The sequence below is a fragment of the Fructobacillus pseudoficulneus genome, assembly GCF_900108455.1.
GTDB lineage: Bacteria > Bacillota > Bacilli > Lactobacillales > Lactobacillaceae > Fructobacillus > Fructobacillus pseudoficulneus.
This window is the reverse complement of sequence record NZ_FNWS01000005.1, coordinates 59,249-81,269: the sequence shown is the minus strand read 5'-3', so window position 1 is coordinate 81,269 and position 22,021 is coordinate 59,249. Positions and strand designations below refer to the sequence as shown.

Genomic DNA, 22,021 nt, shown 5'->3' with positions numbered 1-22,021 from the left:
GGCCACGCAATCAGCGTGGCCTTTTTAATTGTCATGATTAATGAACAAAATACTCAAGCAAGTTTTCTTCGGTTAAAGCATCTTTGTCAGCACCAGCAACATCAAGAACAACATTTCCGGCATTGAGGACGATTAGGCGGTTTCCATAGGTAAGAGCATCGGCCAAGTTATGAGTAATCATCAAAGCTGTTAGATGATTATCAACAACCTGATGGTTGGTAGCATCCATTAACTGAGCAGAGGTCTTGGGATCCAAAGCAGCGGTATGCTCATCGAGTAGGAGTAAGCCCGGCTTAACTTGGATAGCCATTAGGAAGGAAAGCGCTTGTCGCTGACCCCCAGATAGAGATCCAGCCGCCGTTTGCAAACGGTCTTCCAAATTGTTACCCATTTTAGCGGTAAGTTCCCGATAATGGTCCAACTTTTCGGCAGTTAGCCGTCGGTTGCGCAATGTGCGCTTTGAACCGCGTTTCTCGGCTAAGAGCAAGTTCTCGGCAACTGTCATTCGTGGAGCAGTACCAACTTTCGGATCTTGGAAGACACGGGCGATAAAGGAAGTCCGCTTCACTGCCGGCACCTTCGTAATGTCTTTCCCTTGATGGAAGACTGAGCCGGCACTTAACTCTAAGTCACCTGAAATGGTGTTGAATAGAGTAGACTTTCCGGCCCCATTTGTTCCAAGAACAGTGATAAAGTCGCCGGGATAAATATCAAGGTTTAAACCCTTTAAAATTTCAGTTTGGTTGCCGACCGTCACGGTGGCGTTTTTTAATGAAATTACTGGATCAGTCATGATTTTTACCCCCTAAACTATTCAGCACTTTGTCAAACTTTAAGAAATGGCGTGCCTGTGGTAGGACCATGGCAAAGGCCAGAATGATTGATGAAATCAGGTTTAAGTCGTTGGTTGAGAAGCCGAGTTGCAAGACAGCAAGCAAGACTAAACGGTAAAGGATGGAACCGATCACGACAGCGACCAAACGTTGATTTAATGACAAATCGCCAAAGACAACTTCACCGATGATAATTGAAGCCAAGGCAATCACGATAATGCCGATTCCCATGTTAATGTCAGCAAAGCCATTGTTTTGCGCAATCACGGCGCCACCAAAGGCAATCATCGCGTTAGAAACCATTAAGCCCATGATGGTCATTTGATCAGTTTTGATACCAAAGGCTGAAGCCATCTTGGCATTGTCACCAGTCGCAATAAAGGCCTGACCGAGCTCAGTTTGTAAGAACCAGATGAGGGCTAGAGTGATAACGGTAATGATGATCAGTCCAACAAAGACACCGTCAAAGTACTTAGGCAAACCTTGCAAAAATGAACCAGAGAAGATTGTCTTTTGATTCAGCAAAGAAATATTAGCTGAACCCATGATGCGGAGGTTGATTGATAAGCAGGCGGTCATGACCAAAATTCCGGAAAGCAAAATTGGAATCTTACCTTTGGTATAAAGTAAACCGGTTGCCAGACCGGCTAAGGCGCCGACAACAATGGCAGCCAAAGAGGCTAGGTAAGGGTTCGTTCCGTGAGCAATCAAAGCAACGGTTGTTGCGGCACCAAGTGGGAATGAACCTTCAACCGTCATATCGGCAAAGTTTAAAATTCTAAAAGTTAAGAAGAGGGCCAGGCCCAAAACGGCCCACAAAATCCCTTGAGAAATACTTGAGACAACAATTGACATTAGAAGACCTCCCCAGCTTTTTCAGCCTTTGCGACGATATCGGCTGGCAAAGTGATGCCAAGCGTCTTCGCTGTTTGTTGGTTGATGACGTAATTTCCCTTAGTGACGTTGTAAACCGGCATCGTTGCGGTTTTCTTCTTACCACTAAGAACTTGAGCAGCCATCCGACCAGCCTGATAACCAATTTCATACTGTGAATTAGAAAAAGTAACCAGGCCGCCATCTTTAACCATTGAGTCAGCGGCAGGAATGACAGCCACATGTGCTTGGTTAGCAACGGCGACCAAAGTCTTCATTGCTGTGGCAACACCGTTATCTTGTGGTGCGTAAACAGCATCAACTTGGCCGACCATGGTAGTCGCAATTTGCTGCATGTCATTAGTAGAAGCAATTGTATAGTTCTTGACCTGGTAACCGGCCTTTTCTAATGCCTTGGTCATTTTCTTCGCATTGTAAGTACCACCGGCATCAGAAGAAGTCGAAACGATTCCAATTGTCTTTGCTTTTGGCAAAACTTCCTTGAAGACAGCAATCTGCTTTTCATAAGGAGAGTCACCGCCGACCCCAGTAATGTTAGCGCCAGGATGAGCATCCGTTTTCACTAACTTCGATCCCGATGGGTTGGTAATTCCGGCTAAAATCACTGGTGTTTTACCGTTAGCCGCTTTCGCTAGGGAGATGGCGGCCGGTGTGGCAATTCCCACTGTTAAATCTTCATTTTTATCGCTAAAACCCTGAGCCATCGTTTTCAAATTGGCTTGATTAGCTTGCGCGTTTTGATAGTCAATTTTAACGGTCTTACCAGCAGTGTAACCGCCATCCTTCAAACCATCGATTACGCCTTGATGAATTTGATCAAGAGCCGGATGAGTGACTAGCTGCAAAATTCCAACTGTTGGAATGCCTTTTTTATTCGTGTGATTGCTGTTGCCGGTCGTAAAAAATGCAACGACCAAGAACAGAGCAATTAATGACGAAACGGATAATAAACGTTTATTCATCTTCTTCTCCTTGAAACTACTAACGCCACCCAGTTTTTAGGCAAAAAGAAAAGCCTGCTTGGGTGTGTTGATTTACCCAAACAGACTTTTTAATGCATTGCAAAGGAGCCGGTTGGGACAAAACTGTTGTCACAGCTTGTCCATATCCGATCAAGCTGCTTTCCTACCGGCGCCACCATTGGCGGTTCAATTGTAGAGTAGACTGACGCATGTTGCGCTCCTTAAACATCTAAAAGTTAAGTTAAGTTAAGTTAAGCATACAAGACCGCCCAAGGGCTGTCAAGGAAAAATGAAAATATTCGTTAAAAAATGAGATTAGTCTTGGAAGAAACGGAAACGAACGTCTTCAGGCAAGTAATCCTTTTCGCCAGCAGGAGCTTCGCTTGAACCAAATGGCATTTGACCACGCAAAACCCAGTTTTCAGGCAAGTTAAGTTCCTTGGCAACGGCAGCATCGATTAATGGGTTGTAGTGTTGCAAAGTTGCGCCAAGTCCTTCTTCTGCCAAACGCATCCAAACGGCGTAAGCTGAAATTCCGATTGCTTCTTCTGCCCAGTCAAGAAAGTTATCAGCATAAAGTGGGAAGCCTTCTTGCAAGCCCTTCACAATGTTTGTGTCAGTGTAGTACAATACAGTTCCAAAGCCGGCCTTAAATGCACCGTTAACCTTGGCCTTTGTTCCTTCAAATGCTTCGGCAGGAGTAACCTTTTCCAATTCGGCCAAAGTGATGTCCCACAAACGTTGGTGAGCAGCACCAGTCAAAACCACTGCTTGTACTGTTTGTGAGTTAAAAGCAGATGGCGTATTTTCAATTGTTTCTTTAATGATTGTGTTCAATTCAGCTGGTGTCTGCTTGACGTTCTTGCCAAGGCCATAAATTGAGCGACGCTTCTTTTGCAAATCTAGAAATTCTGACATAGTCTGTCTCCTTGAATGTTGTATTTTTTAAAAGTACAACTATATGTTATAATAGACTTTAGAAAAATACAAGGAAAAAAATTATGAAACCATCATTACGTTTAACCAATGCCCTTCATATCTTAGTTTATATCGCGGCCGCTCGGCCTGATGACTCACTGAGCTCAAAGACAATTGCCGGTTCAATCAACACGAACCCTTCCCGTGTTCGGGCACTCTTATCTGACTTACAAAATGCAGGAATCCTAAAACGAGAAGGGGACTACCCTGGTCGTCCAGTTCTTGCGCGGGACAGCCAAGCCATTACCTTTGCGGATGTCTTGCAAGCCGTTGAGGACTGCGCTTCCGTTTTTGCCTTGGACAAGCATACTAACCCTGAGTGTCCGGTTGGTTCTTCAATTGGTCAAGCACTTTCTAAGTATTATGATGAAATTGATCGTGATGTCTTAGCAATCTTAAATAAAATGGTTTTGGCCGACTTGGTCAACGATGTTCGCGAAATTCAGCACTAAGAGGGCTGAATTTTTTTGTTGGAATGTTTATAATTTACTCTAAGTTCAAAGGAGGCCGTCAAGATGGAAACAAATCGGAGGATTGAAGCACTTGTTGTTTTTGCTGGTGGTGCATTGGGTGGCTTATTGCGCTATTTTTGCAATTTCTTACCAGTCATTGGTCATTGGCCGTTAACAACGCTCTTCATTAATTGGTTGGGTGCCTTTTTATTAGCCTTCCTTGGCGCCTATTTAAGTCACAAATTAGCACAACCGGCTTATTGGCAATCATTTTTAGGGACCGGCATCATGGGTGGCTTTACGACCTTTGGCACAATGATTTTACAAGTTTTTTCTTTAAGTAAGAACCAACCAGCCTTGGCGGCCCTTTACCTTTTTGCTTCATTATTCATTGGTATGCTTTTGGTCTTAATTGGCCAAAAGTTCGGACAAATTTTTGTTAATGATATCAATAATAGTAGAAAGGAGATGACCAATGCTTGATAATTATTTATTGGTAATGGTGGGTGCGGGTGTTGGTGCACTGTGCCGGTACTTGCTCTTGCTATGGTGGCCGAGTCGTTTTGACTACTTGACCGGTGTTTGGGCCGTCAATATTCTTGGCTCGTTCTTGCTTGGTTTTGTGGTGACGTTAGGCCAAGGCAACCATTCAGCCTTACTGACGCAAACAGGTTTTTTGGGCGGTTTGACGACCTTTTCGACGATGATGACGCAAGCTGGCCAAAAAAATGGTGTCTTAAAGCAGGTTATCTATCTTTTCCTCCAGGTCGGCGCAGGCTCGCTGGCATTTTTCATTGGTCAAGCGGTTGGAGTCTGGCTGCGCTAATATGGTAAAATATTGCAAAGCATTAGGAGTAAAAAGATGAATAAAAAAACAGTGGTGATTGTGGACTCATCAGCGGCCTTGCCGGCTGAAATCCGCAATTCATATTCAATTATTGAAGTATCCGTACCAATCTTATTTGGGCAAGAAACTTATTTTGGTGGTAAAGATTTGACGTCATTGGCTGAATTGGTTCAGTTAATGGATGAAAAGAAAATTTTACCAACAACCTCACAACCAAGCCCGGCCGAATGGGAACAAGCCTTGAACCAGGCTCAGACCGCGGGTTATAACCAAGCGGTAATTATTACCTTGTCATCTGGAATTTCAGGGGCCTATCAAACAGCAAAGTTAGTTGCTGACGATTTTGATGGACTGGATGACATTCTAGTTGTTGATTCAAAGTTGACGAACATGGGTCAAGCAGCCCAAGCATTGATTGCGGCAACTTTGGCCAAAGAAGGTAAGTCGCTTGACGAAATTAGTCGCGCCTTAGACGAATTTAAAAAAGACCTTGGTGTGCGTCTAGTCGTTAACGACATTTCACATTTGAAGCGAACGGGTCGACTTTCACGAGGACAAGCCTTGATTGGTGGTCTGCTTAATATTAAGCCAATCCTGGAATTTGATATCATGGGTGAAGGAAAGATTGGCGTTGTTGGCAAGGCCCGCAAGATGTCTGGAGCCAAAGACCAAATTCAAGAAGCTTTTGAAGCTTACTTGAAAGAAGCCGATTATCCTGTTCGTGCCTATATTATTGATGGTAATAATCACAAATTGGGTGATAAATGGCTGAAGGACTTCCAAGCCAAGTACCCAACGGTTAGCTTTGAACGGGCCAGCATGGATCCGGTCATTGGTGTTCACACCGGTGATGGCGCGATGGCTGTGATTTGGTCAAAAGACTGGCAAGTTGTCGCGAAAGAATTCTAATTGTTCGGTCGATTTGTTTTTGTAGATAGAAAAAAGCCAGCCGCAGGGCTGACTTTTTAATATTAAGCAGAAACATGGCTGATTAAGCAATTTGCTTGATGCCAAGAGCTGGATCAAGTTCACCACCACGTCCGGCAAGGGAGTAGCGGAGGTACTTAGCGTTGACGTCGATTGTCATGTCTTCGTCCATTTGTTGGGTTGAGTAAGGCTTAGCATAAACTGGGCCAAGGTTTGAATCAAGCACTGAACCGAATTCTGACAAGTCCTGATCCTTGTTCACGAATAAGAGGTTAAATGAGAGGGCCAGTGTGCAGTTCGCTTCGTTAGAAAATGGACCAACACCATCGTCAAAGTCCAAAACAATCTTAACGTCGTCGCCCGTGAACTTTTGCAAACGGTCGATAGCAGCTTGTGTAAATGTGATCTTCATAAATAATCCTCCAATTCAGCAAATATCATATATTACAGTTATTATTATAAAACAGCTGGCAGAACTTGTCAATTGGTATAGTTTTATTTTTCTAACAATGATAAGTTATATTTATTAAAAAATGCCGTTTTATCGGTTTAACAGAATGGAAAAAATCAATGGAAATTAAGAAACATGGAAAAGTTTATCAAATTGTCTATGAGGTTTTGAACGCCGTAACTCATGGTGTGGGCTTTATTTTAGCGATTATTGCCAGTGTTTTTTTGGCACTAAAAATCGCTCAAGGCCCGGTGACGGGGCTTGAAATAGCAGCGGTGTCAATTTATTTGTCCTCGGTTTCTTTGTTTTTACTAGCATCAACACTCTTTCACTCGCTGATTTTCACTAAAGCGGCAAAAGTTTTTCAATTTATGGACCATGCCGGAATTTATTTGGTTATTTTAGGATCTTATACACCTTATACTTGGTTAGTCCTGCATAGTTATGCCGGCTGGGGTATTTGGGGAGCGATTCTAGCAATGACCATCGCCGGTTTAGTCTATGACCTGTTTTTTGTTGGTCGCTTTCCCTGGCTATCAGTACTGATTTATTTGGTGATGGGCTGGATGATTATCGTGGCCATGCCGATTTTGTGGACGACGCTTTCGGCGACGGCGTTTTGGTTATTGTTAGCCGGCGGAGTGGTATACTCACTAGGAACGATTTTTTACTTAGTCCCACAAATTCCGATGGGGCATGTTTATTGGCATGTCTTTGTCTTAGTGGGCGCTGGGCTGATGTATTTTTCAATCTACATCACCCTTTAACCAGAAAAGGAAATCATGATGCAAAAGCTTGATTATCGCTATCAAAGTGCTTGGAAATATACGACCAACAGTATCGGTGAATCCCCAATTGCTATTGATACCAAATTGGTTGTTGACCGAGATGCTTGGTTGGTCGATTGGTCCGGAATTAAAACTTCCCCAATTCGTAAGAACGCCGAAGTGACGGGGGACCAATTTTACTGTGAAGGAGAATTGCAGTTAAACGGTCAGTCTTGGCAGTTAATTCGTTTTCACGTCCACGATGGGGCCGAACACCTCGTTGATGGTCGGCGCTTCGCTGCCGAAATTCACTTTGTTTGCCAAAATGATCAGGGGCAAACGATGGTTTTGGCAATTTTGGCAACAGAAGATCATCAGCAAGAACCACTGTTAACACCACTTTTTCAAGAAAAGAGTAAAACGGCGGACTTGCAAGACTTTTTGCCAAAAATTAAGTCGCTGGCTTATTCTTACGTGGGTACGCTGACAACACCGCCCCTGCAACAAGGTATTCGCTGGTTTTTGCTGGCTGAACCGTTGGGGATAAATCAAAAAGATTTAGCCACTTTTAAACAGGCCTATTCTGAAAACCACCGCGACTGCCAACCGTTGGCTGGCCGGGTGGTGGAACGCCACCCTTTGCGTGATGCTCAAACTAAATAAGGTAAACAAAAAGCTCAATCGGGCTTTTTTTGTCTGAATTGTTTTTTAAAAATGATGAGTATAGAATGGATTCTTGTAAAGTTAGAATTTTAAAGGAAAATAGTTAAGAAAGTAATCGAGGAAAAGTCTTCATGACAGAAAATTTGCAAATGAATTTTGTGCAAATGAAAAAGGCAGCCTTAGTCGTTGCGGCCGCACTTTTTATGCAAATGCTGGATTCGACAATTGTCACCACAGCTTTGCCCCAAATCGCAACTGATTTGCAGGTCAACCAAAGTACGGCGTCGTTGCTGGTTTCGGTTTATATGCTGTTTTCGGCAATTTTTATACCTTTATCTGGCTGGTTGTCTAAGAAAGTTCGCCGGAAAAATTTGTTTTTGCTGGCAGTTGGTCTTTTTACAATTTCATCAGTTCTGGCCGGCCTGTTCAATAACCTGACCTACTTATTGGTTATGCGAGCAATTCAAGGTATGGCGGGAGCATTGATGGTCCCAGTTGGCCGATTGATTATTTTAGAGAATACCGAACCAAAAAAGATGCTACAAATTTTATCTTACTTGGTTTGGCCAGCTCTATTGGCGCCGGCCATTGCACCGTTGCTAGGCGGCTATGTGATTAGTGCGCTATCGTGGCATTGGATTTTCTTTTTGAATTTGCCAATCGGTTTGCTGATCATTTTGACGGGAATTGTCTTTATTTTAGATGATAATGAGCGTGAGGATCTGCCATTTGACCTGTTGGGCTTTTGCCTGGTCGCCTTGGCTGGTGGCGGTCTATTAATTGCCTCTGAAGTTTTGGCGCGCGGCTTATCATTAATCTTTTGGGGAGCACTCATCTTCTTTTTGGCTTTGCTCTTCTGCGTTTTGGCTTGGCGCCATTTGCAAAAAGGAAAGCAGCCACTCTTCTCCCTAGAACCACTGAAAGTAAAAACTTTTCGGATTTACGAGACCGGTGGGTCAATCTTTTGGATGACGATTGGGGCCTTGCCATACTTGCTGACTTTGCTCCTGCAAGTTGCCTTTCACTGGTCACCGGTTGCTGCTGGAACCTACGTTATCTTTATCTTTGTGGGAAACATTGCCATTAAACCGTTTACAACAGCAATTATCCAACGTCTGGGTTATAAGTACGCCTTGACCGTGGCACTGTCGTTAGCAACGGTCGCTACCTTGCTGATGGCTGCCTTTCAAATGGGGACCGCCAAGCCCTGGATTGCCTTTGTCGCATTCGTTTCAGGGGTCGGCCGGTCATTGGCCTTGACGGCCTATAATTCGCTGTCGTTTTCTGAACTGTCAAAAGAACAGAAGAATTCCGCTAATACCATGACGTCGGTTTTGCAAATGCTTTTCCAAGCCTTAGGCGTCGGCCTGGTCGCAACCATTGTCGCGATTTTAGGACAGACATTCCAAACTGCTATGGCTTACCGCTTGACCTTCTTGATTATTGGCCTCGCTTCGCTGTATCCGTTAATTGAAGTCTTAACTTTACCAAAGGATGCCGGCGCACAAACTCTTAAATAAATTTAATAAAATAAAAAGTAGAGCGATTTTGTTCTGCTTTTTTAATTAGAAAAATTTGCCTTTTTTCACATAAATGGGGATAATATCAAGTAACGATATAGCAATTAGGAGGGGAATGTGATGACAGCAAAGTATCAAGACGATTTTTATGACGCAGTCAACGGGGATTGGATCAAAAAAGCAGAAATTCCGGCTGATAAGCCGGCTACGGGTGGTTTTTATGATCTTGCCGATAAAATTGAAAATTTGGAGCGTGGTGTTTTGGCTCAAATCGAAGCCGGCGAAAAAATTGTTCCCGCCTTGGAACAATTTGTAGCGATGCACCGTTTGACAAGCGATTGGGCCAAGCGGGGTGCTGATGAAGCCGGTCAAGTGAAGAAGTTTATCGAAAAAATTGAGGCAATTTCGAGCTGGGAAGAATTTCAAGAGCAAGAAGCGGACTTAATTAAGGGAGGTTATGATACACCTTTGTCAATTCATATTGAGCCGGATTCAAAAAATACGGAACGGAATGAGTTGTGGGTTTCAGGACCTGGAATTATTTTGCCAGATGTCACAACCTACCAAGATAAAACACAAAAAGAACAGCTGCTTGGTGTTTGGTCAAAGATGACCCATGATTTACTTGTTCGTTTTGGTTTTGCTGAGGCAAAAGCTCAGGATTTGGTTGATAAGACCTTAGCCTTTGATCAAATTTTGGCCGACCGTGAAAGTTCCCGGGAAGTTTTGTCTGATTCATGGAAAAATTATCATCCAATGACAACGACAGAGTTGCAGGAACGTTTTGCGGATTATGACATTACGAAGGTTTTCACGGAACTTTTGGGTCAAGATCCAAAGAAGGTGATTGTCTATGATGGTGACTTCTATCAAAAGGCCGCTGAGGTTTACAATGGTCAAAACTTTGAGCAGATTAAGGCCTGGACAATTGTCCAAAATGTCTTGGGTGTCTCAGCTTATTTGAGTGATGAGACCCGTGTCTTGGCCGGCACTTATAGTAGAACACTTTCGGGGGCTAAAGAAGCAACGGATAAAGCCAAGGCGGCCTTCCGCCAGGCCCACGGTTTCTTCGCTCAGGCTGTTGGAAAGTGGTATGGTGAAACTTATTTCGGACCGGAAGCAAAGCTGGACGTAACTAACATGGTCCATGATTTGATTGGGGTTTATGAAGGCCGTTTTAATAGCCAAAAGTGGTTGTCTGAAGACACCCGCCAAAAGGCTAAAATTAAGTTGGCCGCTTTGAAGGTTAAGGTGGGTTATCCAGATGCCTTGCCTGCTTATTTGCAAGGTCGAATCGTTGACCCAACAAAGTCTGTGTTAGAAAACGCCCAGATTTTTGCAACCGAAGCAACTGCCGATACCCTGGCTCAGTGGGGCAAGAAGCCCGACAAAAGCCGTTGGGGGATGCCCGGTGACCTTGTGAATGCCTACTATTCACCGGACTTCAATCAAATTGTTTTCCCGGCAGCCATCTTGCAGGCACCATTCTATGATTATCACCAAACAGCCAGTGAAAACTTTGGTGGCATTGGAACGGTCATTGCCCATGAAATCACGCATGCCTTTGATACCAATGGGGCCCGTTATGATGAGCGTGGTAACTTGAAGGAATGGTGGACGAAGCAAGACTTTGCTAACTTTGAAGAAAAGACACAAGCAGTGATTGACCGTTTTGAAGGGCAAGATTCAGCTGGTGCTAAAATTAATGGCCATTTGACGGTGTCTGAAAATGTAGCCGACCTGGGTGGGGTTTCTGCCGCTTTGGCTGCTGCCAAGGAACGGTCAGACTTTGATCCAAAAGCATTCTTCACGAATTTTGCGACCCTGTGGCGGCAAAAAGCTGAGCCAGCCTTTTTGAAGATGCTGGCCACAGTGGATGTCCATGCGCCGGCCAAGTTGCGAACAAATGTGATTTTGCCAAACTTCGATGACTTCCAAGAGACATACGAAGTGCAAGAGGGTGATGGAATGTGGGTTGCCCCAGCAGACCGAATCCAAATTTGGTAAAAATAAAACGCCCTGAAGGGCGTTTTTTTGTTTTCAAACAATTGCTCAATCGGCTTTGGCTAGTGGGAATGTCCTTAAAAAAGTGCGTTCAAAAAAAACACGCTAAAAATAATAAAAAAGCTTGTCAGGCTGCTCATTTGTTGTTATTATAGAATAGTTGTTTAGCAAATGGGAGTGTAGCGAAGTCTGGCTAAACGCGACGGACTGTAACTCCGTTCCTTCGGGTTCGTAGGTTCGAATCCTACCGCTCCCATTGCCTCGCTTCAGGCAAAATAGAAGCATTGCCCCTTGGCCAAGTGGTAAGGCAGAGGTTTTTGGTACCTCCATGCGCTGGTTCGATCCCAGCAGGGGCAATCGTTGAAAGACCAATCTAGTGATAGATTGGTCTTTTTTGTTTATCTGTGTTAAATTAAGCTCTTGATTTCCAAGTGAAATAAAACTGTTTCTTAGAATAAACAATTGTAATTTTGTTGTGAAGGAAATATAATAGAAACAAAGAGAACGATATTAAAGAGGTTAACTATGCAGACTCGTGTCCAAAAATTTTCAACAAAAGTTCAACCACGTTGGCGAGGGAACTTGTTTTCTGCTGGTTTAGTGATGACAACCGTGGTGCTGATGGCTAATTCTGTCCAAGCCCATGCCGTTGCCAATACAAGTAATACCACTAATACAGCCAATCCCACGAACCAAACGTCGCAAAACGCGGTTGGGGATGCTTCTGACGCTGCAACGTGGATGCCTGATGAAACCTTACGAAAGGCATTTGCTACTCAATTGAATATTGATGAAAGCCAGCTAACAACAACTAATATTGCTACAGTAAAATCAGTTAAAATCACGTCGGGTACGATTAGTTCAATTCAGGGATTGCATTATGCAACGGGTCTTGAAAGTATTACGGTAATTGGTAATCAAAATCAGGCCAATCGTTCAGCTGAAGAGAATAATATCAGCCAGTACCAGGATTCAAATAGTCAATATCCAATATGCTTATTTAGATAGCAATAATATTAGTGACGTTTCGGCATTTAATGGCTTATCAATGCCAAATTTGAAAACGTTGAATATTGCGAATAACCAAATTAGTGATATTTCAATCATTAAGAATTTGTCAATGCCGGCTTTAACAACAATTGATGCAAGCTATAATCAAATTAGTGATGTTTCCCCAATTACGCAAGCCAATTTGACGAGTTTACAGTACATTTATGCTGATAATAATCAGATTGCACAGATTGATGCTTTTAAGGAATCAACCTTTACGAAGTTAAAGTCAATTAGTGTTCGTAATAACCAAATTTCAAACATTGATATCATGTCTGGTATACAGTCGCGGTATCCAAGTTTGCAGACTTTCCAAGTGGATGGTAACCAAATCTATGATATTAGTTTCATGAATGGTTATAAACTAACATCAAGTACATCTGCTCAAAATCAAACGTACACTGAAACGGTTAAGTTAATGAAGCCGGCTGCGGGCCAAACGGTTAACGAAGTGGTTAATGTACCAAATAAAACCAGTTCATTTATCGGTTTGAATGATGGTTCAGGTCTCTATCAGGGGACAAGTGATCCAACGAACAGTTCATTGTCTATAAAAAATGTTTCTTCAGCCGTAGCACAGTATCAGTATTTTAATGGTCAAACCGCTTCGGCAGCTGATTCAAAAAGTAGTGATTCAAGCATTCAAGCATTTATTGTTCCTGCGTCATCATCAAACTTGCCAACAACGATTACTTATAACTGGCAGGGAGGGGTCGGACAATATACCGGAACCGGAACCATCAACATTGACTGGGTTGATCCGATCAATCCTGAAATTGACGCCAATAATCAAAACCTCACGGTTGGCGATAAGTTCGATCCAAAGGCAAATGTCACGGCCTTTGATCAACAAAATGACGGTAGTGCTAAGACGGATTTGACAAGTCAAATCACCGTTGAGAGTAACAATGTTGACACCTCAAAGGCGGGCACCTACCAGGTAACTTATAAGGTAACGAATAGTTATGGCTTGTCGACAGAAAAGACCGTTACTGTGACAGTTGCTAACCCAACTAAGACTGACTCTACTTCGAACAGCGATAACAGTACACCAACAAGTGGTACAACGACTAACAATGGTAATTCAACAACTACCACTAATGGTAGTTCAACCACAGCCACTACACCAGAAAAGCAAGCTTCGCAAAACGCGAAAGCGGATGGCGACCTGCCGGCAACTGGTGTTGGCTTAGCAATGCAAAACCATTCATTAGTTTATGCACCAATTGCCTTGCTTTTGGCCTTCTTGATGTTTATCAATAATAAGGTATTACGTCGCGACAAGAAGTATGTTTTGAAGCATGCTCGTCAAGATAACAAGTACACATTAAAGCACTAATTTTTAATGACAATTAAGAGGTCAGCCGGTTAACGGCTGGCCTTTTTCTTTTTGATTACAGACCGTCAGAAATTGTCCAACAAATCAGGCAAATTGGTGTTGAAATTTTTAAATAAATTAGCGGGAACCCCAAGACATTTGCCGGTTTTTGCTTTATAATTGGTCTTGTTTAAACAAAGAATATTTGGAGGCAATTATGGCAAAATTAGCAGTAACTGACTTGGCCTTGAATGGCAAGAAGGTTTTGATGCGTGTGGACTTTAACGTCCCAATTAAAGATGGTGTAATTGGTAACGACAACCGAATCGTGGCTGCCTTGCCAACAATCAAGCACGTGATCGCTGAAAACGGTCGTGCAATTTTGTTCTCACACTTGGGTCGTATCAAGTCTGAAGATGACAAGCCTGGCTTGTCACTTGCTCCAGTTGCAAAGCGCTTGGGCGAATTGCTTGGACAAGAAGTGATCTTCGTTCCTGAAACACGTGGTGCTAAGTTGGAACAAGCTGTTGCGGATTTGAAGGACGGACAAGTCTTGATGGTTCAAAACACGCGTTATGAAGATGTTCATGATGGCGAACAAGTAAAGCTTGAATCAAAGAACGATCCTGAATTGGGTAAGTACTGGGCTTCACTTGGTGACGATATCTTCATCAATGATGCCTTTGGAACTGCTCACCGTGCCCACGCTTCAAACGTTGGAATCGCTTCAAATGTGGACCAAGCAGCTGCCGGCTTCTTGATGGAAAAGGAAATCAAGTTCTTGGGTGACGCGGTTGACACACCAAAGCGTCCATTTGTTGCCATCATTGGTGGTGCCAAGGTTTCTGACAAGATTGAAGTTGTTCAATCATTGTTGAAGAAGGCCGACAAGGTGATCATCGGTGGTGGAATGGCCTATACATTCGATGCTGCTAAGGGCAACAAGATTGGAAAGTCATTGTTTGAAGCCGACAAGGTTGACTTGGCTAAGGAATTGATGGCAGAAGCAGGGGACAAGTTGGTTTTGCCAATTGATGCCGTTGCTGCTGACAACTTTGCCAACGATGCCAAGACAGTGACTGTTGATTCAGACGCTGGTATCCCTGACGGTTACATGGGCTTGGACATTGGTCCTAAGTCAATTGACTTGTTCAAGAAGGTTTTGTCAGATGCCAAGACTGTTGTTTGGAACGGTCCGATGGGTGTCTTTGAAATGGAAAACTTTGCCAAGGGAACACTGGCAATTGGTAACGCCTTGGTTGATGTAACCAAGAACGGTGGAACAACCATCGTTGGTGGTGGTGACTCAACTGCTGCCGTTCAAGCCTTGGGTGTTGCTGACCAGTTGTCACACATCTCAACTGGTGGTGGTGCATCTTTGGAATACTTGGAAGGTAAGACTTTGCCAGGTATCCAGTCATTGACTGATAAGTAAAAATGAAAGACTGAGTTCGCGCTCAGTCTTTTTTTGTACATAAAAATCGGTTTTTCCAGCAAATTCTGTTAAAATAGAAGCTAATTATGAGAGGGAAAACGAACAAATTGCTCAATTTTGTTTGGTATTTATAGTCTTTCTAATTTTCTGAAATTAGCGTATAATAATAACAACTTATTTTTCGAAGGGGTGCACCGTGTCAAACAATCAATTAACCAGTGAACAAGCCTATTTAGATCAAACCCTAGGTAAAATTAACCATTCGTTAGAGGAAACAAAGGAAGAAATCAAGAAGTCAAAAGGTTCATTAGAGAACGTTGCCAGCGCCTGGGATGACGTTCGTGTTAAGACGAGTACCTATTCAGGGATTGTCGAAACAGCCATGTCCGTGCGCCAACAACAACAGGCGATTGCCGAGCGCGAGGCAGCTAAGTCACGTGCTGAAGTCCGCTTTCAAACGTTGGCTAAGCAAGAAGACAAGCCATATTTTGCGCGAATTGATTTTCAAGACCCACAAGAAGAAAGTCAAAAACCAGAATCGATTTATATTGGTTTAGCGTCTTATTCAGATGAGGCGGGGAAGTTTTGGATTTATGACTGGCGAACACCAGTTGCTTCTATCTACTATGATGGAGGGTTGGGGAAGGTCGATTATTTGACCCCAGTTGGTCCACAACAAGCTAACGTAACGTTAAAGCGACAATTTGAAATTGAATCGGGCAAGATTGTCACCCTCTTTGATACGGAAGAAGCAATTGGGGATGCGATGCTCTTGAACGCGTTGTCCGGTGAATCATCAACGAAGATGAAGTCAATTGTCACAACGATTCAAAAAGAGCAAAACAAGATTATTCGAAACACCGCGGCAGACCTACTCTTTGTCCAGGGGGCGGCCGGTTCTGGTAAGACCGCGGCCATCATGCAACGTGTCGCTTATTTGCTTTACCGTTACCGTGGTAAGTTAAATTCGGGTCAAGTCGTGATGTTTTCACCAAACCAACTCTTCAATGACTACGTCGACCAGGTTCTGCCGGAATTGGGTGAGCAAAACTTGGTGCAATTGACCTTTTTCCAATATGCTTCCCGTCGTTTGCCACGGATCTCAGTCCAAACTTTGGCGGAACGATTTGAACAGACGGCTGGAAACGAAAAGATTGACCGGATGTTGGGGTCTCTTGAGTTATTTGAAGCAACAAACCGCTATGCGCAGTCACTCAACCAAAGTGGTCTTCAGGCTAAGAGCCTGAACTTCCGTGGCGAACCACTGATTTCCAAGGAAAAAGTCTTGGAAATTTACTACCAATATAATAGTAACTACAAGCTATCACAGCGCCTAGAAGCAACCCAAGATTCCTTGCTACGCTCATTGCGGGCCCAAGTCGGCGTTCAAATGAAGAAGGACTGGGTCGAATTAGCTATCGAAAACCTTTCAAAGGAAGAGTACGACGAAATGGTTGGAGCCGGTTCAACCCGCCTTGGGGATGACCAGGAAGGCGACGCTGCGGCAGCAACCCGTCGTCATCAGCTGGGCGAGGGGCCACAGGAACGAGAATTTAAGTCAGACAAGCAGGAGCGCAACTTCTTAGCAAAGAAGATTGTGACTCAGGCGCTCCGTCCGATTGCCAAGCGCATCCGGCGCTCAGGCTTTATCAACATTAATACCCAATTTGTTGACTTTTTGCGCGCCTTGCCAGAATTTATTAAGTTGGCAGACTTTTCAATTTCAAATGCTGAATGGGATAGCTATGTACAGCGCGTGATTGCTGATTTGAAAGAGCACAAGTTAACGCTGACGAATACGACTGTTTATCTTTACCTCTATGACTTAATTACTGGTAAGCACGGTCAGCGCGACATTCGCTACCTCTTCATTGATGAAATTCAAGACTATACGCCGTTCCAGCTGGCCTTTTTGAAGTTCTCCTTCCCAAATGCGAAATTTACCGTTTTGGGTGATTTGAACCAAGCGATTTTCACACAAGATTGGGCTAATAGTTTGGAACAAGACTTTGCCTCACTCTTTGACCAGGACAAGGTTGAATTGATTGAATTGCGCCAAACATACCGATCAACTGAGCAAATTACGAATTTCTCGAAGGAACTCTTGCAAAATGGTCGTGCAATCGAAGCCTTTAACCGAGATGATGAACTACCAGTAATGCAGTTGGCCAAGGATGAAGCGGGTGCCTTGCAGGCGGTTAAAAAACAATTGGCCGAAAATGCGGCCGACGATGAAAAAACCGCCATTATCACGCAAACGCTACAAGCTGCTCAGGACTTAGCTCAGAATTTGGCCGAAGAAGATGTAACGCTAATCCATTCCGAAAACCAGCGACTCGCACCGGGTGCGGTGATTATTCCATCATATTTGGCCAAGGGACTCGAATTTGACGCCGTCATTATTTGGCAAGCGGATGCTAAACATTACAGCCAAGCTGATCAGCAACGGTTGCTGTACACCGTTTCGACCCGAGCAATGCACCGGCTGACTTTGATTGGTGCGGGCGAATTGTCACCATTGATTGCCAATGTCCCAGCGGACCTCTATTCACGGGAGCAAGTATGACAGTAGAATTAGTTGAAAAAATTTATCAGGCCCATCAAGGGTCTTTTTTGACGGTTGGGATCACTGGTTCGGTTTCAGTTGGAAAGTCAACTTTAGCCGAAAACTTAGCACATGACCTTGAGAAAAGGGGCCTGACTGTCACGGTTGTTTCAACAGATGATTTTTTAAAGACCAACCAAGAATTACAAGACGATGGTTTGTTTGACCAAAAGGGTTTTCCGGTGACTTATCATTTGGACCAGTTGGGGGCAGTGATTGAAGCCTTCCGACAAGGAGAACAGCAACAGGCAATCCCAAAGTATTCTCAAACCTTGGCGGATATCGTACCAAACGAAGTGACCCAGATTACCCGGCCGGATGTTTTGATTATTGAAGGGGTGGTTGCCCTACAATTGCCTTCAGTCTTATTGGATCAAACAATCTTTGTTGAGGCTAAAATAACTGATATTAAAGACTGGTATATCGAAAGAATATTTTTGGCAACAGCCAAGGCCAGTCAGGAGCCCAGTTCATGGCGTTACCAATACCGGGAAATGCCGGTGGCAGACTTATATGCTTTGGCCATGGAAGTTTGGGAGCAAACCAATCAAGCGAATTACGATCGATTCATTCTACCCACTAAAAACAAGGCTGGCTGGCTTTTAAAGTTAGACCGATATCATCAAGTTGTTGATATTCAGGCGAATAACATTGAAAAATAATTAGACCAATTTTTACAAATTTGACAACAATCCCCATTTGGCGGTATGCTTAACTTCTGGGTTTAGAAAAACGAGAAAATAATGTTCAATTTTTAGAACTTTTACTGACTAGGAAAAGTATTAAGTTATTACCGAAAAAATAATGGAGGACACAATGGCAGATAAAACTGACAACAGTGAAAAATCAATCAACCGCCCGATGATGATGGCTTTGTTGATGATTGGATCTTTTTTGATTATCATCATGCAAACGTCATTGGGAACGGCATTGCCAACCTTGATGACTGCGTTTAACGTCGATACAGCGACAGTACAATGGTTGACGACAATCTTTTTGATGGTTAATGGAATCATGGTGCCTGTTTCGGCATTTTTGATTACTCGAATTCCAACAAAGTACTTGTACTTGGCCGCTTTGACGGTTTACTCGATTGGAACGGCAGTAGCGTGGGTAACCCCAACCAATGCTTTTTGGCTCTTAATGGTGGCCCGGGCATTGCAGGCAATGGCGGCAGGAATTGTGATGCCGTTGATGCAGGTGGTTGCCTTAACACTCTTTGACGCCAGTTCGCGTGGTCGCGCGATGGGAATGGTCGGCTTAGTGATTGGGATGGCGCCAGCGATTGGCCCAACCCTATCAGGGTGGATTTTAGACTCAAAGCACCACGTTTGGGGGATGACCCTTGGTGGTGACTGGCGGTCAATCTTTGGCCTCGTTTTGCCATTGGCACTCTTGGCCCTAGTTCTTTCAACGGTTTATTTCCGCAATGTTTTGGAAACGCGCAAGATGTCTTTGGACATTCGTTCATTAATTGAATCCACAGTTGGATTTGGATTGCTCTTGTTTGGTTCGGCCATGGTTTCAAATTATGGTTGGTCAAACTTTACCTGGGTAATCGCACCAATGATTGTTGGTGTCTTGGTCATTGCTGAATTTGTCCGGCACCAATTGCACATGGAAAAGCCATTCTTGGATGTATCCGTCTTTGCTAACAAGCAGTTCGCCTTAACGTCTGCCTTGGTTTCTTTGACATTCATTGCCATGATTGGTGTTGAAATGGTTTTGCCAATCTATATGCAACAAGTGCGTGGCTTGTCAGCCTTCCACTCAGGTTTGACGCTTTTGCCAGGGGCCTTGATGATTGGGGTTCTCTCACCAATCGCCGGTTACTTTTACGACTTGTATGGGGCTAAGCGCTTGGCTGGATTTGGTTTCTTTATGATTCTTTTGGGAACCATTCCATTCCAGTTCTTAACGACCACAACGCCAACCTTCTACATTACAACCTTGTACATGGTTCGAATGGTTGGAATTGGAATCACGATGATGCCGTTGACCTCATCAGCCATGGGTGCTTTGCACACTGATCAAACGGCTCAGGGAACGGCCGCCAATAACACGGCCCGTCAAATTGCCGCTTCATTGGGAACTGCCATTTTGGCCTCGGTGATGCAAACGCAAATCAATAACAACTTGCCAAGTGATTCACTCAAAACGAGAGATCCTTTGGCATACGCATCCAAGGCATTAAATGCCAGCCTAGATGGTTTCCATGCTTCATTCTTGTTAGCTGGTTGCTTTGCCTTCGTGGCCTTTGTCTTGGTATTCTTTATGCACAATGGGAAGGTTAATCCAACCCCAGAACCAAAGTCAAAGAAGGAGGCCTAAGATGATTATCTTTATTCTATTTATCTTTGTTATCTTGGCTTTCGTTTCCTTGATGATGATTCAGGATCCGAAAAAACGAATTTTGGCAGTTGCCGGATCAATGTTTGTTGTCGTAGCTTCTGTTTTGCTGGTGATTGGTAATATGCACGATCACTTTGGCATGAAGGTTAAAACAACAACGACGAAGCAACAAATTTACTCAGTCCAAGGACAAAATACTTACGGGATGCTTTCTTTCCAAACGGTTGGAACGTCTGGTAAGGAAAAAATCTTCATTTACCGTGATCAGGCAAACAGTAAGACGGCAACAGTTGCCAAGCCTGATCTAAAGACAAGCACTGCTCTTCAAGACATTCAGGGAAATCAAGCCTTTAAGGTGACAAAGACGCAACGTTATGTCTACCGCAATGGTTTCTACCAATTCCTCTTTGGAATTGCCGATAACAACAATGAATTGAAGCACTCTCAAGTAACTTATCAAGTTCCACCAACTTGGTTGGCACTTTCTGTTCAAGAAAGTGAACGCCTAAAGGGACTGATTACGAATTTGGCAACACAAGCTGACTTTATCGAATGGTTGCAACAAGTCAAAGCTCAGGCACAGGATGATCCTGACGGGGCTGCACGAGCAACGGTTCAACACTATCGCGATATTTTGTCCGCTTCATAAAGTGATTAAAATTTCTTAATTAAGTACTTTTTGATTCTTTTTGTTTACATTAGTTCCGTTCTAAAAAAGTCGGTGAAAGCGTTTGCTTAGATTATAATTTTATGATAAAGTAAGAGTGTAAATTAAGTATTTGATTTTGATTTGTTTTTTTCGGAAGGCGTCATACCAACAATTCTTAATTACAACTATAATTTTGGGATGACCCAAGGAGAAACAATCATGGAAAAAGGCACTGTAAAGTGGTTTAACAGCGAAAAGGGCTACGGCTTCATTACTCGCGAATCAGGCGAAGATGTATTTGCACACTTCTCAGCAATCCAAGGTGACGGTTTCAAGACTTTGGAAGACGGCCAAGCCGTAACTTTCGATGTTGAAAACTCAGACCGCGGTTTGCAAGCTGTTAACATCGTTAAGGACTAAGATTTACTCTTGTCCAAGAAAAACCCGGGTTTCCCGGGTTTTTTGTTTGGGTGAATTCACATGACGAATGTTGTATAATAATCAAGAATCATAATCAATGAATTTTAAAGGAGCAATCATTAATGGCTAAATTAGTTTTGATCCGTCACGGACAAAGTGAATGGAACGCATTGAACCTCTTTAACGGTTGGATTGACACAAAGTTGTCTGACAAGGGAATCGACCAAGCAAAGCAAGCTGGTGCACTCTTGAAGGAAGAGGGATTGGTATTTGACCAGGCCTATACTTCAGTGTTGACTCGTGCCATCACAACTTTGCACTATGCTTTGGAAGAAGCTGGTCAATTGTACGTGCCTGAAGAAAAGTCATGGCGTTTGAACGAACGTCACTATGGCGCTTTGCAAGGACAAAACAAGGCAGAAGCCGCTGAAAAGTGGGGCGATGACCAAGTGCACATTTGGCGTCGTTCATATGACGTTTTGCCTCCATTGCTTGAAAACTACGAAGAAACTGTTGAAGTTCAGGGTAAGACTTACCCTGCTTTTGACGCTCGCTACGCAGATGTTCCATTTGGTGAATTGCCATTGGGTGAAAACTTGAAGGTGACTTTGGAACGTGTTTTGCCTTTCTATGATGCTAAGATCAAGAAGGATTTGGAAGCTGGTAAGAACGTTGTGATTGCTGCTCATGGTAACTCATTGCGTGCCCTTGCTAAGCACTTGGAAAACATCTCTGATGATGATATTTTGAACCTTGAAATTGCCAATGGTCAACCAATCGTTTATGATTTGGCCGATGATTTGTCAATCAAGTCAAAGAAGACTTTGGGTGCCTAAGCCCAAACATAAGCCTACTGGGAGAATACTCTTCTCGGTAGGCTTTTTATTAAGTAAA

At 43.5% G+C, this 22,021-nt stretch carries 22 protein-coding genes and 2 tRNA genes; 19 read left to right on the top strand and 5 right to left on the bottom strand.

Going from position 1 to position 22,021, the window contains the following annotated elements:
- Positions 1-37: 37 nt before the first annotated feature.
- The 4 genes from BLW39_RS05280 to BLW39_RS05265 all read right to left on the bottom strand — a co-directional run bounded on the left by BLW39_RS05280 (position 38) and on the right by BLW39_RS05265 (position 3,607).
- On the bottom strand, positions 38-793 hold the full coding sequence (locus tag BLW39_RS05280; protein ID WP_059378899.1) for an ABC transporter ATP-binding protein: 756 nt from the start codon (positions 791-793) through the stop codon (positions 38-40).
- Positions 786-1,688 carry an ABC transporter permease gene (locus BLW39_RS05275; protein WP_059378901.1) on the bottom strand — a complete coding sequence of 301 codons (903 nt, stop codon included), beginning with the start codon at positions 1,686-1,688 and terminating at the stop codon, positions 786-788. Before BLW39_RS05275 ends, BLW39_RS05280 begins: the two co-directional genes overlap by 8 nt.
- Positions 1,688-2,689, bottom strand: a complete 1,002-nt coding sequence (gene trpX / locus BLW39_RS05270) for a tryptophan ABC transporter substrate-binding protein (protein ID WP_059378903.1) — start codon at positions 2,687-2,689, stop codon at positions 1,688-1,690. Before trpX ends, BLW39_RS05275 begins: the two co-directional genes overlap by 1 nt.
- 315 nt (positions 2,690-3,004) lie before the next feature.
- On the bottom strand, positions 3,005-3,607 hold the full coding sequence (locus BLW39_RS05265) for a nitroreductase family protein (RefSeq protein ID WP_059378906.1): 603 nt from the start codon (positions 3,605-3,607) through the stop codon (positions 3,005-3,007).
- Positions 3,608-3,690: 83 nt separating this feature from the next.
- Between BLW39_RS05265 and BLW39_RS05260 the strand changes: the two genes are divergently transcribed.
- The 4 genes from BLW39_RS05260 to BLW39_RS05245 all read left to right on the top strand — a co-directional run bounded on the left by BLW39_RS05260 (position 3,691) and on the right by BLW39_RS05245 (position 5,875).
- Positions 3,691-4,119: an Rrf2 family transcriptional regulator gene (locus tag BLW39_RS05260; protein ID WP_059378908.1), complete on the top strand. Its 429-nt coding sequence runs from the start codon at positions 3,691-3,693 to the stop codon at positions 4,117-4,119.
- Positions 4,120-4,182: 63 nt separating this feature from the next.
- Complete coding sequence (locus tag BLW39_RS05255; protein WP_059378910.1) at positions 4,183-4,602, top strand: fluoride efflux transporter FluC; 420 nt, start codon at positions 4,183-4,185, stop codon at positions 4,600-4,602.
- Positions 4,595-4,945 (top strand): fluoride efflux transporter FluC, encoded by a 351-nt coding sequence (locus tag BLW39_RS05250; RefSeq protein WP_059378911.1) that lies wholly within the window; start codon positions 4,595-4,597, stop codon positions 4,943-4,945. Before BLW39_RS05255 ends, BLW39_RS05250 begins: the two co-directional genes overlap by 8 nt.
- A gap of 36 nt (positions 4,946-4,981) precedes the next feature.
- Positions 4,982-5,875 (top strand): DegV family protein, encoded by an 894-nt coding sequence (locus BLW39_RS05245; protein WP_059378915.1) that lies wholly within the window; start codon positions 4,982-4,984, stop codon positions 5,873-5,875.
- 82 nt (positions 5,876-5,957) lie between these two features.
- Here the strand turns inward: BLW39_RS05245 and BLW39_RS05240 are convergent, their stop codons facing one another.
- Positions 5,958-6,305, bottom strand: coding sequence for an iron-sulfur cluster biosynthesis family protein (locus BLW39_RS05240; protein ID WP_059378918.1), 348 nt, complete (start codon positions 6,303-6,305; stop codon positions 5,958-5,960).
- Between the two features lie 158 nt (positions 6,306-6,463).
- Between BLW39_RS05240 and trhA the strand changes: the two genes are divergently transcribed.
- From trhA to gpmA, 15 genes are all read left to right on the top strand, one after another.
- A complete protein-coding gene (gene trhA / locus BLW39_RS05235; protein ID WP_059378919.1) occupies positions 6,464-7,111 on the top strand; it encodes a PAQR family membrane homeostasis protein TrhA in 648 nt (215 codons plus the stop codon).
- Positions 7,112-7,129: 18 nt separating this feature from the next.
- A complete protein-coding gene (locus BLW39_RS05230) occupies positions 7,130-7,774 on the top strand; it encodes a carbonic anhydrase family protein (RefSeq protein WP_059378920.1) in 645 nt (214 codons plus the stop codon).
- 131 nt (positions 7,775-7,905) lie between these two features.
- Positions 7,906-9,294 carry an MFS transporter gene (locus BLW39_RS05225; RefSeq protein WP_242975643.1) on the top strand — a complete coding sequence of 463 codons (1,389 nt, stop codon included), beginning with the start codon at positions 7,906-7,908 and terminating at the stop codon, positions 9,292-9,294.
- A gap of 120 nt (positions 9,295-9,414) precedes the next feature.
- Complete coding sequence (locus BLW39_RS05220) at positions 9,415-11,301, top strand: M13-type metalloendopeptidase (RefSeq protein WP_059378923.1); 1,887 nt, start codon at positions 9,415-9,417, stop codon at positions 11,299-11,301.
- Positions 11,302-11,471: 170 nt separating this feature from the next.
- Positions 11,472-11,554, top strand: a tRNA-Tyr gene (locus tag BLW39_RS05215).
- Between the two features lie 29 nt (positions 11,555-11,583).
- A tRNA-Gln gene (locus BLW39_RS05210) sits at positions 11,584-11,655 on the top strand.
- A 168-nt stretch (positions 11,656-11,823) separates the two neighbouring features.
- The gene (locus BLW39_RS05205; protein ID WP_059378929.1) at positions 11,824-12,306 is read left to right on the top strand and encodes a hypothetical protein; all 483 of its coding nucleotides are present in this window, start codon (positions 11,824-11,826) and stop codon (positions 12,304-12,306) included.
- Positions 12,209-13,687 (top strand): leucine-rich repeat domain-containing protein, encoded by a 1,479-nt coding sequence (locus tag BLW39_RS05200; protein WP_074717810.1) that lies wholly within the window; start codon positions 12,209-12,211, stop codon positions 13,685-13,687. The genes BLW39_RS05205 and BLW39_RS05200 overlap by 98 nt, the downstream gene beginning before the upstream one ends.
- Before the next feature lie 196 nt (positions 13,688-13,883).
- Entirely contained in the window at positions 13,884-15,101 is a 1,218-nt protein-coding gene (locus BLW39_RS05195; RefSeq protein ID WP_059378936.1) for a phosphoglycerate kinase, read from the top strand.
- Positions 15,102-15,297: 196 nt separating this feature from the next.
- Positions 15,298-17,667: an RNA polymerase recycling motor HelD gene (gene helD, locus BLW39_RS05190; protein ID WP_059378938.1), complete on the top strand. Its 2,370-nt coding sequence runs from the start codon at positions 15,298-15,300 to the stop codon at positions 17,665-17,667.
- Positions 17,664-18,368 carry a nucleoside/nucleotide kinase family protein gene (locus BLW39_RS05185; RefSeq protein WP_059378943.1) on the top strand — a complete coding sequence of 235 codons (705 nt, stop codon included), beginning with the start codon at positions 17,664-17,666 and terminating at the stop codon, positions 18,366-18,368. The genes helD and BLW39_RS05185 overlap by 4 nt, the downstream gene beginning before the upstream one ends.
- 154 nt (positions 18,369-18,522) lie before the next feature.
- Positions 18,523-20,037, top strand: a complete 1,515-nt coding sequence (locus BLW39_RS05180; protein ID WP_059378946.1) for an MDR family MFS transporter — start codon at positions 18,523-18,525, stop codon at positions 20,035-20,037.
- 1 nt (position 20,038) lies between these two features.
- Entirely contained in the window at positions 20,039-20,707 is a 669-nt protein-coding gene (locus BLW39_RS05175) for a DUF4811 domain-containing protein (RefSeq protein WP_059378948.1), read from the top strand.
- 219 nt (positions 20,708-20,926) lie between these two features.
- Positions 20,927-21,127, top strand: a complete 201-nt coding sequence (locus BLW39_RS05170; RefSeq protein ID WP_059378954.1) for a cold-shock protein — start codon at positions 20,927-20,929, stop codon at positions 21,125-21,127.
- Positions 21,128-21,249: 122 nt separating this feature from the next.
- Positions 21,250-21,963 (top strand): 2,3-diphosphoglycerate-dependent phosphoglycerate mutase, encoded by a 714-nt coding sequence (gene gpmA / locus BLW39_RS05165; RefSeq protein WP_059378956.1) that lies wholly within the window; start codon positions 21,250-21,252, stop codon positions 21,961-21,963.
- Positions 21,964-22,021 lie beyond the last annotated feature (58 nt).